At 69.1% G+C, this 14,352-nt stretch carries 14 protein-coding genes; 4 read left to right on the top strand and 10 right to left on the bottom strand.

What is annotated here, in order from left to right; all coding sequences use genetic code 11:
* The first annotated feature begins 55 nt into the window (after positions 1-55).
* The gene (locus AB0L65_RS13565; RefSeq protein WP_364244295.1) at positions 56-2,602 is read left to right on the top strand and encodes a tetratricopeptide repeat protein; all 2,547 of its coding nucleotides are present in this window, start codon (positions 56-58) and stop codon (positions 2,600-2,602) included.
* On the opposite strand, the gene AB0L65_RS13560 is transcribed toward AB0L65_RS13565, so the two are convergent.
* A complete protein-coding gene (locus AB0L65_RS13560; protein WP_364244293.1) occupies positions 2,564-2,770 on the bottom strand; it encodes a hypothetical protein in 207 nt (68 codons plus the stop codon). The two genes, AB0L65_RS13565 and AB0L65_RS13560, sit on opposite strands and share 39 nt — an antisense overlap.
* Positions 2,771-2,918: 148 nt before the next feature.
* Between AB0L65_RS13560 and AB0L65_RS13555 the strand changes: the two genes are divergently transcribed.
* A complete protein-coding gene (locus AB0L65_RS13555) occupies positions 2,919-3,632 on the top strand; it encodes an expansin EXLX1 family cellulose-binding protein (RefSeq protein WP_364244290.1) in 714 nt (237 codons plus the stop codon).
* Here the strand turns inward: AB0L65_RS13555 and AB0L65_RS13550 are convergent, their stop codons facing one another.
* From AB0L65_RS13550 to AB0L65_RS13540, 3 genes are all read right to left on the bottom strand, one after another.
* Positions 3,633-4,037, bottom strand: coding sequence for a helix-turn-helix domain-containing protein (locus tag AB0L65_RS13550; RefSeq protein WP_364244287.1), 405 nt, complete (start codon positions 4,035-4,037; stop codon positions 3,633-3,635). It lies immediately after the preceding gene.
* A gap of 203 nt (positions 4,038-4,240) precedes the next feature.
* Positions 4,241-5,071, bottom strand: coding sequence for a maleylpyruvate isomerase family mycothiol-dependent enzyme (locus AB0L65_RS13545; protein WP_364244284.1), 831 nt, complete (start codon positions 5,069-5,071; stop codon positions 4,241-4,243).
* 59 nt (positions 5,072-5,130) lie between these two features.
* Positions 5,131-6,039 carry an MBL fold metallo-hydrolase gene (locus AB0L65_RS13540; RefSeq protein ID WP_364244282.1) on the bottom strand — a complete coding sequence of 303 codons (909 nt, stop codon included), beginning with the start codon at positions 6,037-6,039 and terminating at the stop codon, positions 5,131-5,133.
* A 54-nt stretch (positions 6,040-6,093) separates the two neighbouring features.
* On the opposite strand from AB0L65_RS13540, the gene AB0L65_RS13535 reads away from it, so the two are divergent.
* Positions 6,094-6,243 (top strand): hypothetical protein, encoded by a 150-nt coding sequence (locus AB0L65_RS13535; RefSeq protein ID WP_364244280.1) that lies wholly within the window; start codon positions 6,094-6,096, stop codon positions 6,241-6,243.
* Here the strand turns inward: AB0L65_RS13535 and AB0L65_RS13530 are convergent.
* Positions 6,236-7,081, bottom strand: a complete 846-nt coding sequence (locus tag AB0L65_RS13530; protein ID WP_364244277.1) for a helix-turn-helix domain-containing protein — start codon at positions 7,079-7,081, stop codon at positions 6,236-6,238. The genes AB0L65_RS13535 and AB0L65_RS13530 overlap by 8 nt on opposite strands.
* Positions 7,082-7,140: 59 nt before the next feature.
* Between AB0L65_RS13530 and AB0L65_RS13525 the strand changes: the two genes are divergently transcribed.
* Positions 7,141-8,712, top strand: coding sequence for an FAD-dependent oxidoreductase (locus tag AB0L65_RS13525; protein WP_364244274.1), 1,572 nt, complete (start codon positions 7,141-7,143; stop codon positions 8,710-8,712).
* 29 nt (positions 8,713-8,741) lie between these two features.
* On the opposite strand, the gene AB0L65_RS13520 is transcribed toward AB0L65_RS13525, so the two are convergent.
* From AB0L65_RS13520 to AB0L65_RS13500, 5 genes are read right to left on the bottom strand one after another with little or no spacing between them, the layout of a single operon-like run.
* Entirely contained in the window at positions 8,742-10,355 is a 1,614-nt protein-coding gene (locus AB0L65_RS13520; protein ID WP_364244271.1) for an FAD-dependent oxidoreductase, read from the bottom strand.
* Positions 10,355-11,467, bottom strand: coding sequence for a hypothetical protein (locus AB0L65_RS13515; protein WP_364244269.1), 1,113 nt, complete (start codon positions 11,465-11,467; stop codon positions 10,355-10,357). Before AB0L65_RS13515 ends, AB0L65_RS13520 begins: the two co-directional genes overlap by 1 nt.
* Positions 11,464-12,432 carry an acetylxylan esterase gene (locus AB0L65_RS13510; RefSeq protein WP_364244266.1) on the bottom strand — a complete coding sequence of 323 codons (969 nt, stop codon included), beginning with the start codon at positions 12,430-12,432 and terminating at the stop codon, positions 11,464-11,466. Before AB0L65_RS13510 ends, AB0L65_RS13515 begins: the two co-directional genes overlap by 4 nt.
* A gap of 36 nt (positions 12,433-12,468) precedes the next feature.
* Positions 12,469-13,365 (bottom strand): carbohydrate ABC transporter permease, encoded by an 897-nt coding sequence (locus AB0L65_RS13505; protein ID WP_364244263.1) that lies wholly within the window; start codon positions 13,363-13,365, stop codon positions 12,469-12,471.
* Positions 13,362-14,282: a sugar ABC transporter permease gene (locus AB0L65_RS13500; protein ID WP_364244261.1), complete on the bottom strand. Its 921-nt coding sequence runs from the start codon at positions 14,280-14,282 to the stop codon at positions 13,362-13,364. The genes AB0L65_RS13505 and AB0L65_RS13500 overlap by 4 nt, the downstream gene beginning before the upstream one ends.
* Positions 14,283-14,352 lie beyond the last annotated feature (70 nt).

Raw genomic sequence — 14,352 nt, 5'->3', positions numbered from 1 at the left:
AGAATGACATAGGCTCGTTCTCGATCCGGACAGCTGACCATGGGGAGATGGGTTCATGCCGTCAGGAGCACGCGACGGCGCCGAGGCGGGCCGTCCGGTCGGGGGGCCGGGCCTGGGCGCGTTGTTACGGAGCTGGCGTGAGCGGGCGCTGCTGACCCAGGAGCAGGTGGCGGCGCGGGCGGGGCTCAACGTCCGCACGGTTCGCCGGTTGGAGGCGGACGAGCTGCGGCGGCCGCGCAGCGCGTCGGTGCGCTCGCTCGCCGAGGCGCTGGGCCTGGACGCGGCGGAGGTGTCCGTTCTGACGCGCGCCGCGAGCGGCCAATCAGAAAGCGCGCGGCCGACACCGCGGCAGTTGCCCGCCGACGCGGCGGCGTTCATCGGCCGGGCACGGGAGCTGGCCGTTCTCGACGACGTCGGTGACGCCGCCACGGTGGTGGTCACCGCCATCGACGGCATGGCGGGGGTGGGCAAGACCGCGCTGGCCGTGCACGCCGCCTATCAGCTGGCTCCGCGCTTTCCCGATGGTGATCTGTTCGTCGACCTGCACGGCTACACGCGGGGCATGCCCGCGGCGGACCCGGCCGACGCGCTGGCCCGCGTGCTGGAGGTGCTGGGCGTGCCCGGGGAGACGATTCCGCAGCACCTCGACGACCGGGCCGCGCTCTATCGCAGCGTGCTGGCCGACCGGAAGATGCTGATCGTCCTGGACAACGCCGCCGACGAGGCCCAGGTGCGGCCCCTGCTGCCGGGGGCGGGCGGCTGCCTGGTGCTGGTGACGAGCCGGCGGCGGCTGGTCGGGCTGGACGACGCCCGTATGGTGTCGGTCGACGTTCTGCCGCTGGCGGACGCGATCGCGCTGTTCACCGGCACCGCCGGCGAGGAGCGGGTCGCGGGGGTGCCGCGCGAGGTGCTGGCCGCGGTGGTACGGCGGTGCGGGCTCTTGCCGCTGGCCATCCGCCTGGCCGCGGCCCGGCTGAAGACCCATCCGGCCTGGAGCGTACGGCACCTGTTACAGCGGCTGGAGCAGCACCAGCACCCGCTGAGCGAGCTGCGCGCCGGGCAGCACAGCGTCACCGCCGCGCTCGACCTGTCCTACCAGGAGCTCACCGCCGCCGAGCGGCGGGCGTACCGGCTGCTGGGGTTGCACCCCGGCATGGACCTCGCGCCCGACGCGGCCGCCGCGCTGCTGGCCACCACCGTCAAGCGGGCCGCGACGCTGCTGGACCGGCTGCTGGAGGTCCACCTGCTGCAGGAGCCGATCCCCTGCCGCTACCGATTCCACGACCTGATCAGGACACACGCCGCCGAACGGGCCGCCGGCGAAGAGTCCGAGTCCGACCGGCGCGCCGCCTCGGCGCGGCTGCTGAACCACTACAGCCGCGCGGCGTCGGCGGCGATGGACCTCCTCTATCCCTACGAGGCGGACATGCGCCCGCGTATCGCGCCGGACGAGGTGGCGCCGCCCGCGGTGGCCGACGCCGCCGCGTGGCTCGATGCCGAGCTGTCCAACCTGCTCAGCCTCGCGCAGCTGGCCGCCGAGCAAGGCTTCGCCGAACACGTCCGGCACCTGTCGGCCACCCTGCACCGGTGCCTGCGCACCCGCGGCCGGTATGCCGAGGCCGAGACGCTCCTGGAGCGGGCGCTGTCGGCGGCCCGGGCGGCCGAATACCGTACGGGCGAGCTGGAGGCCCTCCTCGGACTCGGCGAGATCCGTCAGATGCGGTGCCGGTACGAGGCGGCTCTGGAGGACTCCTCCCGCGCCCTGGCCATCGCCTGCGCCATCGGTCATCGAGCGGGCGAGTTACGGGCGCTCAACGGCATCGGCATGGTCCGCGGGTTCCAGGGGGAGTACACGCGGGCCGCCGAGCACTTCGAGCAGGCGCTGGACATCGCCCGGGCGATCGGTCACCGTACGGGTGAGCTGGACGCGTTGATCGCCGCCGGCAACGTCCACCGGATCATGGGATGGTACGACACGAGCGCCGACGAGCTGGCGCGGGCGCTCGTCATCGCCCGCTCGATCGGTCACCGCACCGGCGAGTTACGGGCGCTGCTCGGCATCGGCTTCATCCACCTCGGGCAGGGCGCGCACGGCCCGGCCACCGACTACTTCACGCTGGCCCTGGGCCTGGCCCGCGGCACCGGGCACCGGCTCGGCGAGCTCGACAGCCTCAACGGCCTCGGCCACCTGCACCGCTTCCAGGGGCGGTACGAGGAGGCGTACGACTGCTACGAGCAGGCCCTGCGCCTGGCCTGCGAGATCGGCAACAGCAACTGGCAGTTCGAGGCCCTCCACGGCATGGGCCGGCTGCAGCATGCCCGCGGCCAGGCCGACCAGGCGCTCGACTGCCACCGCCAGGCGCTGGACCTCGCCTCGGACCTTCACCAGCCGAGCGACCAGGCCCGCGCCCACGACGGCCTCGCCCACGCCCACGCCGCGCTCGGCCGGCCCGACCACGCCCGGCGCCACTGGAGCGAGGCCCTGACCATCATGTCCGTCCTCGGCATCGACCGGACCGAAGAGACAGGGGTGGACGCCGAGAGCATCCGCGCCCACCTGGCGTCAGCCGAGTCGCATCAGCTGCCCGCGGCCGGCCCGTAGGCGCAGGGCGGGGCCGTGCTGGCAGGTCGTGTAGCTGAAACTGACGCCGGCGGTCCCGCTGATCAACGTCAGCCGTCCGGTGGCCGCGTGCGCCGTGCCCGTCGTGCCCGCCACCGTGATGCAGGCCAGCGCCGACCCGGTGAGCAGTGCTTTCGTCATCGATTTCATGACGCGAGTGTCGATTGCCGCTGCCTGAACATCCAGGGCAATAACCGGCTATTTTCCGGACATATCACGGAAGATCTGCAACTTTACCGTACCGAGATATACCGATTTCGCTACTGTCGCATCCATCACATACGAGAGGAAAACCTGGATGCGCCGCTTACCCACGGTTCTCGCCGCCGCGCTCGCCGCGACCTCGCTCCTCCCTGCCTCCGCCCTAGCCCAATCCGGCCGGAGCAAGGAGAGCACCGCGGCCACCCGCGCGTCGGCGAAAGCGACCAGCGGTAAGGCGACGTTCTACGAACTCCGCTCCGGGGGCGGCAACTGCTCCTATCCGTCGCCTCCCGCCGGCGATCTCTACGTCGCGCTCTCCCGCGGCGAGTACCGCGCCGCGGCCGCCTGCGGCGGCTACCTGACCGTCACCGGGCCGAAGGGCTCCGTGCAGGTCAAGGTCGTCGACCAGTGCCCGGAGTGCCCCGCCGGGCACATCGACCTCAGCCGCAAGGCCTTCGCCCGCGTCGCGGACCCCGGCAGGGGCCTGGTCGGGGTCACCTACAGGCCGGCCGCCAACCCGAAGATCGGCAAACCGCTCTCCTTCCGCGTCAAGGAGGGGTCGTCGCAGTGGTGGCTGGCCCTGCTGGTCAACAACCACGGCAACCCGCTCACCTCGGTCGAGGTGAAGACCGCCGGCGGCGCGTGGCGCAAGCTGGCCAGGGCCGACTACAACTACTGGATCGCCGAGTCCGGCGCGGGCCGGGGCCCCTTCTCCGTACGGGTCACCGACACCCGCGGCCACCGGGTCACCGCCAACGGCGTCCGCCTGGCTCCCTCCGCCGTCCAGCACACCACCACGAAGATGTACTGATCAGCCTTGGGTCTGAGGATCCGCCGCGGGCCGGTGGCCGGCCAGCCGGAACCGATTCCGGTACGCCGACGGCGCCACACCGAGCACCCGCAGGAACGCCTGGCGCATCGTCTCCTGCGAGCCGAAGCCGCACGCCTTGGCGATCTCCCGCACGATGGCGTCCCCGGACTCCAGCCGGGCCTGCGCCGCTTCGACCCGGAGCCGCTCCACGAACTGGGCCGGCGTCGACCCCAGCTCGCGCCGGAACAGGCGGGTCAGGTGACGCTCGCTGACGGCGAGGCCGGCGGCCATCGTGGCGAGGCGATGGTCCGCGGACAGGTCCGCGGCGACCAGGTCGAGCGCCCGGCGTACGGTCGGGTTGCGGGGCGCGGGAGCGGCGCCGCGAACTCGGCGCAGGCGTCCCAATGGGTCGTGGCCCGCCGGCCGTCGAGCAGCCCGGCCTCGGCGAGCAGGAACGCGCCCGTGCACACGGACACCACCCGCCGGGCCCGCGGCGCCGTCACGTCCCTCCTGCTCCTCACCCGCCTGCACGACCGGCAGCTCGCGCGCCTGCGCCGGGATTGACAGGAAGAGTCCACAAAAAGCGCCGCGCTCACGGTCCGGTCGTTTTAGGCGACGACGGCGAGCAAGGTCGTCATGGCCGCGGTGAGCTCCGGGTCGCCGCTCGGGTTCGAGCGTGCGCGGGCCCCCTCGACGCTGATGCCTCTGGTCGCCAGCCGCCAGAAGGTGTCCTGGTCCATCGAGACCCGCGCGGCCGGGCGGTCGCCGGGCATCACCGGCTGCCACCGGCCGCCCTGCCAGGCCACGCTCCACTGCCCGCCGGCCGCCCCGAGCACCTCCAGGTGAGCCACTGTCCCCTCAGGGCGTTCGTACGTCCTCAGGGTGTGCGGCAGGGCGCGCGCGAAGAGGTCCAGCACCGGCGCCATGAGATCGGGCTGCGTGGCCCCGGGCCGGGAAACCGCGTCGCGGACCTGCTGCTGGTGCACCCAGAACTCGGTGTATTCGCGGCCGATGTCGAGCCAGGCGGGGCTGTCGAGGTCCGTGGCGGCCCAGGACACGTTCAGGTCGGCGGGCGCCCGCAGGTCGCGTGCCGCCCAGAGGGCGTCCAGCTGCGGCCCCAGGTGCTCCAGCAGGTCGATCAGCAGTTGCGGGCTGAGCTGGCGGCCGGCCCGGACGAACTCGTCGTTGGTCCGCGCGAGATAGGCGGGAAGCGTCTCGTCGTCGGCGAAGACGGCGCCCCCGTACCCGTCGCGGCTGCCCGACAGGCGCCGCATGTAGTCGTTGAGGACGTGACAGACCACGTCGTGCACGTCCCAGCCTGGACAGATCGTCGGTTTGGCCCAGTCCGCCGGGTCCAGGGCTCGCAGCAGGTCCAGCATGGCCTGCCGCTCGCGCGGGAACAGGGGGCGTACGTCGATGACCGAACCGAAAAGCGTCATGACGTGACCCTATTGAACCGCCGTATCCAGGGAGAACTCGTTTTCGAGCTGCCATCCGGTCAGTCCATGAAAGCGCTCCATGCGACGGCGTTGAGGTTGTCGGCGAGGAAGATGTCGGTCCCGCCGAGGCGCTTGTCCCACGACGCCGGCATGAGCTCTGCCGCACGTGCGACGACCGCGTCCATCCAGACCTTGAGCCGGGCCTGCCGATTGTCGTCCGGCACACCGGCAGCGGCGGCGGCCTCCCTCAGGTCCACCTCGCGCAGCGCCTCGGTGGCGGAGGTGCGCAGGTCGCGGATGTACTCGCGATGCGTCTGGACGTCCTCAGGAGTGCCGAAGAGGGCCATGTGACCCGAGACGACGGTTTCGAAGTCGTATTCCAGCATGAGGTCCATCGCGGCGAAATACGTGGGGACGTGAGGGGTGAAGAGAAGACGGAAGAACGGCGCGTTCTTGACGGTGAAACTGTCGATCGCCGTCAGGATCCGATGTTCCGGGAGGTGGATGAACAGATTGCCCGGCAGGTGCCAGTCTCCTTTGTACTCGAGGACGAACCGCTCTCCGTCGATGTCCAGCTCGCTTCTCGTTCCGCCGAAGGTTTCGGTGGGCAGAGGCCGGTTGCCGTCGTGCGCCTCCTTGATGAATTGGGCGGTACGGTCGTGGGCGATGATCTTCAGATCGTCGCGGGCCAGCAGGTGCGCGGAGCCGATGTGGTCGGCGTGCGCGTGGCTGTAGATCAGGTGGGTGATCGGCTTCGGCGTGACCTCCTCGATCCCCGCCGGCAGGTTTCCGCCCAGGTCCAGCGGGGCGTCCACGACGACCACGCCTTTCTTGGTCACCAGGAACATGGTGTTCACCATCCCGCTGGTGATGCCGTAGGCACCGCCACCCAGCTCCGTGACGAGATAACCGGAATCAGGGATTTCCGGTCCTCGCGCGAACTCCGGCACAGGTGCGAATTCGTTCATGGAAACCTCCTGGTGAACAGAGCCCTCCGTAACCCACCTATCCAGGAGAGGGCCATGCAGTCACCGACCTGCCTGCACGACCTGCTGGTCTCGACCCTCTGTACCGAGGGGCTCGACGGATCCCGCTGGGTGGCCGAGGTCAACGGCTGGATCGCCATCGTGCCGGCGCACGGCCACGGCGAGTTCCCGCGCTCGATCACCTGATGGACGGGCTCCCCGCGCGATATTCCGAAGGCGACTGACCGGTGGTGGCTTTGAAGACTCGGCTGAGGTAGAACGCGCTGCGATATCCGCACCGTTCGGCGATGGTCTGCAGGGTGAAGTCGGTCCCGGTCAACAGCTCCCGTGCCTTCTGCAACCTGACGCCACGAAGGTACTGGCCCGGTGTGACACCTCGAACGTCCCGGAAACGTCGCGAGAGCAGCGAAGAACTGACGCCCAGCGTCCTCGCGAGGTCGCCGAGTGAAAGATCCGGCGAGGTGAAGCACTCCAGGATGAAGGCGATCGCCTTACGCACCAGGACGTCCTCCCGCACCTCTCCCCGCGTCCGCTCCCAAAGCAGGGTGATGAGGACGTCGTCGACCACATGCGCCGCGACCATCTCCGCATCCAACCTCTGATGGCCTTCATCGGAAGCGGACTGCGCGGATTCGAGAAGTGCGAGGTCGGCGCGCAGGCGATCGACGTCGCGCAATCGACTGCAGCCGATCGGCGGCTCCAGAGCGGTCAGGAATCGCGCGAAGAAGAACGACGTCGGCGTTTTCATCTGCCGCCGTAACGTGCTGCCCGGCGGGCTGATGACGACATCGCCGAAGTACGCCTCGCCCCGAAGCCCGGCCTCACCCACCGCTCTGGTTCTGTGCGCCGCTTCATCCTCGACTTCATAGAAGAACGTTCCGTTCCTCGCCAGCAGCATGCACCACCCCTCGTACGTGTCAGAACCGAAACTGAACTGCGGCCGCCGAGGTGCCAGAAGGTAACCGTCAAGCCCCATCCCATGGCCTCTCATCAAAATGTGCATGATCTCCATCAAAATCGCCATTCCGTGGTCCTGCGCAGTCCGAAAAAATATGGGGACCAATCTCGAACAGGACGGAATCGATGACGCTGAGGGCCGATATCTGCGTGTACGGGGGAACGCCCGCAGGCTGTGTCGCCGCCATCACGGCACACCAGGAGGGCAACTCCGTAATACTCGTCGAGCCAGGCCGTCGCCTCGGAGGAATGCTGGGCTCGGGCATCAAACCGCTCCAGGACTGCCCCCTTCCCGAGGCTGTCGGAGGACTGACGAACGACGTTATCTTCCGCTTCGGGGACCATCCCCCGGACATCGTGCGCGGGTTCCACGAGTGGCTTGCCGAGGCCGGCATCAAGGTGATCTTCGAGCACCGCGTCCGCTCGGTGACGCGAAACGGCGACCATATCGACACCGTCCAGCTTGAGCCTTCACCGCCGAGCAAATGGGGAGTGCCGCCGCCGGCATCCGAATCGGAAGAGCCTTTCAGCATTTCGGCGTCGATTTTCATCGACGCTTCTTACGAAGGCGACCTGATGGCCCTCGCAGAGGTTCCCTATCGAACCGGACGCGAATCACGCCAGGCGTTCGGCGAGGCACCGGCCGGCGTCGGTCACATCACGAACTGGACGCCGATCGACCCCTACGTCGTACCGGGCGACCCCACCAGTGGGCTCATCCCGCTCATCGACGAGGACCACGGACTGCCGATCGGCTCGGCGGACGGCTACACCCAGGCATACAACTTCCGTTTCTATCTGACGGCGGACAAGCGTCACAGGGCTGAGATCACCGCGCCGGACGACTACTCACCCGACACATTCGAGTTGGTCCGCCGCTACGTCGAGCACATCAAGTCCGTGAGCACGAGCACCGGCGACCAGCTGGACAGACTCCGAGCCGTGTTTCCCGGATGGCTCAATTCAGGTGAATACAACTACCAGCGCGCCTCCCTGGTCACGAATGCGCCCGTCGGCGTGAGCCACGACTACCAGGACGGCGACTGGAACGTCCGGTCGCGGATCTGGCGCCACCACATCGACTATCTCCGCGGCCTGCACCACTTCCTCTCGACCCACCCTGAGGTGCCCGAGGAGTTCCGGCGAGAGACGGCCGCGTACGGCTTGGACGCCGGCGTCTTCCCGGAGACCGACGGGTGGCCGCACCAGCTCTATGTACGGGTATCCCGGCGCCTCAAGGGCCGATACACCCTTACCCACGCGGATGTGTTGAACCAGGGCGATCCCGCCGATGCCATCGGGCTCGCCCTCTTCGGCGTGGACGTGTACCCGGCCCGGCGCATCGCTCAACGCGATTCCGCAACAGGGCGCCTCGGGGTGGCGACCGAGGGTGACATGTTCATCGGCGGACACATGGGAACGGGCCGGCCATACCCCATTCCTTACCGGGTCATCACGCCGCACAAGAGCGACTGCGCGAATCTGCTCGTGCCCGTCTGCCTGTCGGCGACGCACATCGCGTACGCGGCCACCCGCATGGAACCGGTCTTCTGCGTACTCGCGGAGTCGGCTGCCGTCGCGGCGACGTTGTCGATCCGGAACCAGGTTGCCGTTCAGGACATCGACCCCGAGCAGCTTCGGAAACGCATCACCGAAAGGGGCCAGATCATCGCCTGGAGCCCCCACGAATCCGGGTGAGAAACGGCCGGCTCCCATGCCGGGGGAACTCAGCTCGCGGACCGACCGGTGCGGATGTCGTCGGGCCACTCGAGAGTGACACCGAGGTCATCACGAAGACGTCGCTGCAGGCGGCGGAGGCTCGCCGGATCGGCCCGGAGCTGCGCCGGTGTCTGGGCCGTCTCGGCGACCTGGGCCGCCAGAGCGCCGACCGCCTCGCCGATGGACCATTCGACCGGATGCAGCCGGTACGCGCCGTTGGCGACATGGGTGGTGCCGATGTTCTTGTTCGCGGCGACGAGGTTGTCGACGTCGACCGGGATGAGGGCTCCGAGCGGAATCTGGAACGGGAAGCAGTCGATGTCGACATAGCCTCGGCCGGAGGTGCTGGGATGCAGGTCGATGCGGTAGTGGCCGATGCCGACGCTGTCCTCGAAAAGGGCGCTCCCCTCGCCGGGCCCCCGCATCTCCACCCCGATGTGCGCCTCGGTCACCCGGAGCAGGGGACGGATCCGGCGTGATTCGCGAATGTACACCTCCTTCGCCAGGCCATCCGAGGTACCCGTGACATCGCCCCTGGGCCGCAGTTCGGGATAGCCGGTGCCACCGTCGTGGCGAGGGGCCTCGGTCTGCATCCAGTGGACGAAGCTACGGGTGAGGGAGCGCGCCTCCGCCAGCGCCTGCTCGCGCTCCTCCGCGCTCACGCCGAGCAGCGGACGCTCCCAGTAGTCGATCTGCGGCCAGTTCACCAGCGTGATCTCGCCACCGGGAAAGCTCGGGTCGAGGTTCTGCCGCGACAGGATCCGGCGGTAGTGCCACAGGTCGTCGGCGCCTGTGTGGACGGCCTGCTCGGGCGAGTGGGCGAACAGCGGCCGCCACCGCACCGCACCCGTATCAGGCACGATGTCCTTCCAGGACAGCTGCGGGCCGGGCCAGCGGGAGTCTACGGTGTCGCGCCAGTGCTCATAGTCGCCGGGTCTGTCGATGGTGTGGTCTTCGCCGTCGCGATATTCGAGTGCCACGCACCAGGTGACCGCCTGCTGATCCCGTGGATCCGGCTCCGGCGGTGCGTGGAGTTCGCCGGTGTCGTCGCGCGACTCCGCCCCGATCGTGAAGAACATGCCGGCCTGCTCCAGGAGGTCGCCTTCTTCGGTGGCGTCGGCCACGAGGCGGGCGGTCACCTCGACGAGGTCGCCTTCCCGGCTGCGCAGCCGTACGTTGGCGATCTGCCGGTCGCGGCGGTCCACGTTCACCACGTCGTGTTCCCGCAGCACGGTGATCGCCCCCGAGGCGAGGTGCGGAGACAGCAGCTCCTCGATCGCCAGCGCGCCCACCCTCGGTTCGTGACAGAGCCGCGAGACGTTGCCCCGACCCGGATTCAGCTGCGGGTCCGCGGCCGCGTCCGGCGCAAGCGGATAGAGGCGGCGATAGTGGGCGCGGACGGTCTCGCGGAGCTCGCGGTACGAGGTCGAGCCGAGCTCGGTCTCGATCCACCGGTGCTCGTCCGGCGGAACCGCCTGCGTGGTCAGCTGGCCGCCGAGCCAATCCGACCGCTCGGCGAGCACCACCCGGATGCCGAGGCGCGCCGCCGTCAATGCGGCGGCGACTCCCCCGAGCCCTCCTCCGACGACCAGAAGGTCCGGGTGAAGCGTACGCTCGCTCATCACATGCCCCTTTCATGAACGATTGCGGGTCCGACGGTCGCCTCCATGCGCGCGAACCAGCCTTCGGCGAAATCGATGTCAGGCGCCCGTCCAGCGGGCAGGACGATCGTCGGCTCCGCTGCCGCCGGTCCGCGTGGCCGGTCACGCAGTTCCGCGACCACCTCGGCCACCCGTGATCCGATCGGTTTCATCCGTCCTTCGGCGTCTATGAGGCCCAGGCCGTACTCGAGCTCGTCGAAGCCGATGAAGCGGCGGCTGATGTCGTGGGACGCCCACCAGGTGACGGCGCCCAGTCCGGGGATCGCGGCGGCACGCCGCAGCATCCGCTCGGCGAAGTCCGCCACGGCCACGTCCGTGAGCCAGAGCGGGGAAACCCCCAGCTCCTGGATCCACACCGGCTTGCCCGCGGCGCCGGGAGTCGCGCGGGCGACCTGCGCGAGATAGTCGGGGACGGCCCAGGCGCGCTCCTCCCCGACCCGGGCCAGCGCACCGGTGAAGAACGGCCACGCGTGCACCGGGACGAGATCGCACGCGCCGGCCACGAACTCCCGCCCGATCGGGGCGTCATCGCTCATCCACGGCACATGGTCGACTCCCACGGTGACCGGTACGGAGGCCGCACGCGCGGCGTGGAGCATCCTCGCGGCCCAGGCCTCGCCTTCGCCTGGCTTGAGATGGCGCATGAGGACGTTGGGCTCGTTCGCGACGTCGACGCACCAGAGCGCCGGGTGGCCTTCGACCGCTCGCGAGACGGCGCCGACGAGCAGTTCGGCGGCGCTGACGGCCGCGGCGTCGGTGAAGGGATCGACGTCCTTCAGCCAGGACGGCCGGAAGTCGAAGCCGCTCAGCCAGCCGTTCAGCACGGTCACGCAGACGTCGAGCCCGCTCTCCGCCGCACGGTCGAGCAGGCGGACGAGGCCGCGCAGCGCGCGCGGCGACACCCAGGACGGGTTGGGCTGGAAGAGCGGCCACAGGCACTGCACGCGCACATGGTCGAACCCGAGCGAGGCGATCTGGTGGAGATCCTCCGCGAACGCGTCGTCATCGTCCTCTGCCCAGGCGTACCACCAGTTCTCCCGTGGCAGGTAGTTGACCCCGAAGCGCGCGCTCATGCCTGTGCCGTCCCCGTCAGGAGGGCGACCTGCCGCGGCCATTGGCCGGCGGCTCCGCCTTCGTGGCCGTTGAACGAGTACACAGTGATCTCCTTGGGGCCCGCGTAGGCGTTGAACGCGGCGAAAACCGTCGACGGAGGGCAGGTCTGGTCCATGAGCGCGACCGAGAACAGGGCGGGAGCGGTGGCCTGGGCCGCCAGATTCACGCCGTCGAAATACGAGAGCGTGTCGAAGACCCGCTCGGCGCTCTCGCGGTGCACGGCGAGATAGCGCGTGATCTCCGCGTACGGCTCGCGGTCGGTCAAACCGACGGCACGCTCGAAATGGCACAGGAACGGCACGTCGACGAATACGCCCACGAGGTCCTCCGTCAAGCCCGCGGCGGCGAGCGCGATGCCGCCTCCTTGGCTCCCGCCGGACACCGCCACGCGGGTGGCGTCCACGGACGGGTGCCGGCGCACCGCATCGACTGCACGCACGGCGTCGGTGAACAGCCGCCGGTAGTAGTACGTCCCGGGATCCTCGATGCCGCGGGTCATGACACCGTTCGCCGCCGGTCCGGACCCGTGCGGGTCGGGAGTGGCCCCGCCGACTCCCCAGGTGGAGCCCTGGCCACGCGAGTCCATCACGAAGCACGCGTATCCGGCGGCGACCCATGGAAGATACTCATGCGGCAGTCCGCGGCCTGCCCCGTAACCCAGGAACTGCACGACGGCGGGGTGGGGCCCGTCGCCGGGCGGCAGGAGCAGCCAGCCGGCGATCGGGTCGCCGGCGAACCCCGGGAAACGCACGTCGAGGACGTGGCATCCGACGAGCGGCGTCGTGGCCGGGGTGAAGTGCGGATCTCCGCCCGCCTTCCGGGCGTCGGCGAGCGTCTGCCGCCAGAAGGTGTCGAAGCCGGCGGGGACCCGGACCTCTGGCCGGTACGCGCGGAGCTGGTCGATGGGCAGGTCGAAGTGGGGCATCGGTGTCCTTGCTGCGGGTGCGGACGGAGCGCCGGCTCAGCCCTTGAGCGCGCCGGCGTTGCCTGCCGCCTGCAGGAACTGGCGCTGGAGGGCGAGGAAGAGACCGACGGGGATGATGACCGAGATGAAGAGCGCGGCCATGAACTGCGAGAAGTCGATGGAGCTCTGCAGCCTCGGCAGCGCGACCGAGATCGGCTGGTCCTGCGGGTTCGGCAGGACCAGCAGTGGCCAGAGGAACTCCTTGTAGGAGCCGACGAGCGTGAGGAGGCTGACGACGCCGAGGATCGGGCGTGACATCGGCAGGACGATGGAGAAGAACATCCTGAAAGGTCCAGCTCCGTCGATGCGGGCCGCGTTGAAGAGCTCCCGGGGGATGTTGGCGAAGAATCGCTGCATGAGCAGCACGTTGACGGCGTTGGCCGAGGACGGGAGCCACACCGCCCACATCGAGCCCAGCAGGCTGACATGGACGAGCGGAATGTCGATGACGGTCAGGTAGAGCGCCACAAGGGAGATCACGCCGGGAATGAACAGGGTGGCGAGGAGCGCCGCGAACACGGCCTTGGCGTACTTCGGCCGGAGAACCGCCAGACCGTAGCCGCCGGTCGTGGCGACGAGGAGCCCCAGGAACAGCGACCCGGCCATGAGCGCGAGCGTGTTCCAGAAATATCGCCCGAAGTCGACGCGTGTCCACACCTGAACGAACGAGTCCCAGTGGATGCCGCCGGGCCACAGGGAGAACGGCGCCGACAGCGTCTCGGTGGTGGTCGACGTGGCGGCCTTGAAGAGCCAGAAGAGCGGGCCCGCGCAGAGGATCACGAGGCCGGCGATGACGAGCGTGCCGATCGCCGCGACCGAGACGCGGACGACAGGTCTGCGACGATCGAGGAAGGAGAGGATGCCGCGTTCGGATGTGCCGGTTTCGGTGGTCATGAGGTGCTCCAGCGTCTGGTCGCCCAGAGGTACACGGCGGACAGGGCCGAGAGGACGACTGCCAGCAGGACGCTCAACGCGGTGGCTCGGCCGTAGTCGCCGGAGATGAAGGCATAACGATAGATGAGCATCAAGATCGTGACTGTGCGGTTCTCCGGACCGCCGTTCGTCATGATGTACGGCTCGGTGAAGACCTGGAACGTGCCGATGACCTGGAGCAGGAACATCACCAGAAGGACGCCGCGCATCTGGGGCAGGGTGATGTGCCAGAACCGGCGCGACACCGCTGCTCCGTCGGCCTCGGCGGCGTCGTACAACTCGGTCTGGATGCTCATCAGCGTCGCCAGGTAGATGATCGTGGCGGTGCCGAACGACGCCCACGTCGCCTGCAGCACGATCGACGGCATGGCCAGATCGCCGTCGTTCAGCCAGGGGACAGGGCCGAGGCCGAACCAGCCCAGGACGGTGTTGAACACCCCCTTGGGGCTGGGGTCGAAGAACGCCTTCCACAGCAGCACGGCGACGACCGGCGGGAAGATCACCGGCAGGTAGACGAGGGCGGACGCGATCCTCCGCATGCGCCGCAACTCGCCGATGAACACCGCCAGAAGCACCGGGACCGGGAACCCGATCACGAAGGCCAGGATCGAGAACCACAGGGTGTTCCAGGTCGCCGTCAGCAGAAGAGGGTCCTTCAGGACGCGGGCGAAGTTGTCGAGCCCGACCCACTCGGAGGTGAGGAAGTTCGTGCGCTGCAGGCTGAGCAGCAGGGAGCGGAGAATCGGCCACCAGGAGAACAGCCCGAATGACGCGAGAAGGGGGATGAAGAAGATCAATGTCGAGAGTCCGCCGCGGCGGACCCAGCGCACGACACCGCGCGAACGCTCTGTCGTCGGGGGAATGGTTGCGTCCGTCATCGTTCCGGAGGCGCCTTTCTGCACTGTCGCCCCCGTCGCACCGGCCGGAGAGAGGCCGGCGCGACGGGAG

The sequence above is a fragment of the Nonomuraea sp. NPDC052116 genome (assembly GCF_040680035.1).
GTDB classification, from domain to species: Bacteria; Actinomycetota; Actinomycetes; order Streptosporangiales; family Streptosporangiaceae; genus Nonomuraea; species Nonomuraea angiospora_A.
Note: the sequence above shows the minus strand (reverse complement) of the source record. Positions and strands in the feature narration are given on the sequence as shown.

Excerpts from the sequence above, each read along its gene's own strand:
- AB0L65_RS13565 (WP_364244295.1), top strand. The coding sequence starts at position 56 with ATGCCGTCAGGAGCACGCGACGGCGCCGAGGCGGGCCGTCCGGTCGGG.
- AB0L65_RS13560 (WP_364244293.1), bottom strand. The coding sequence starts at position 2,770 with ATGAAATCGATGACGAAAGCACTGCTCACCGGGTCGGCGCTGGCCTGC.
- AB0L65_RS13555 (WP_364244290.1), top strand. The coding sequence starts at position 2,919 with ATGCGCCGCTTACCCACGGTTCTCGCCGCCGCGCTCGCCGCGACCTCG.
- AB0L65_RS13545 (WP_364244284.1), bottom strand. The coding sequence starts at position 5,071 with ATGACGCTTTTCGGTTCGGTCATCGACGTACGCCCCCTGTTCCCGCGC.
- AB0L65_RS13540 (WP_364244282.1), bottom strand. The coding sequence starts at position 6,039 with ATGAACGAATTCGCACCTGTGCCGGAGTTCGCGCGAGGACCGGAAATC.
- AB0L65_RS13535 (WP_364244280.1), top strand. The coding sequence starts at position 6,094 with ATGCAGTCACCGACCTGCCTGCACGACCTGCTGGTCTCGACCCTCTGT.
- AB0L65_RS13530 (WP_364244277.1), bottom strand. The coding sequence starts at position 7,081 with ATGGCGATTTTGATGGAGATCATGCACATTTTGATGAGAGGCCATGGG.
- AB0L65_RS13525 (WP_364244274.1), top strand. The coding sequence starts at position 7,141 with ATGACGCTGAGGGCCGATATCTGCGTGTACGGGGGAACGCCCGCAGGC.
- AB0L65_RS13520 (WP_364244271.1), bottom strand. The coding sequence starts at position 10,355 with ATGAGCGAGCGTACGCTTCACCCGGACCTTCTGGTCGTCGGAGGAGGG.
- AB0L65_RS13515 (WP_364244269.1), bottom strand. The coding sequence starts at position 11,467 with ATGAGCGCGCGCTTCGGGGTCAACTACCTGCCACGGGAGAACTGGTGG.
- AB0L65_RS13510 (WP_364244266.1), bottom strand. The coding sequence starts at position 12,432 with ATGCCCCACTTCGACCTGCCCATCGACCAGCTCCGCGCGTACCGGCCA.
- AB0L65_RS13505 (WP_364244263.1), bottom strand. The coding sequence starts at position 13,365 with ATGACCACCGAAACCGGCACATCCGAACGCGGCATCCTCTCCTTCCTC.
- AB0L65_RS13500 (WP_364244261.1), bottom strand. The coding sequence starts at position 14,282 with ATGACGGACGCAACCATTCCCCCGACGACAGAGCGTTCGCGCGGTGTC.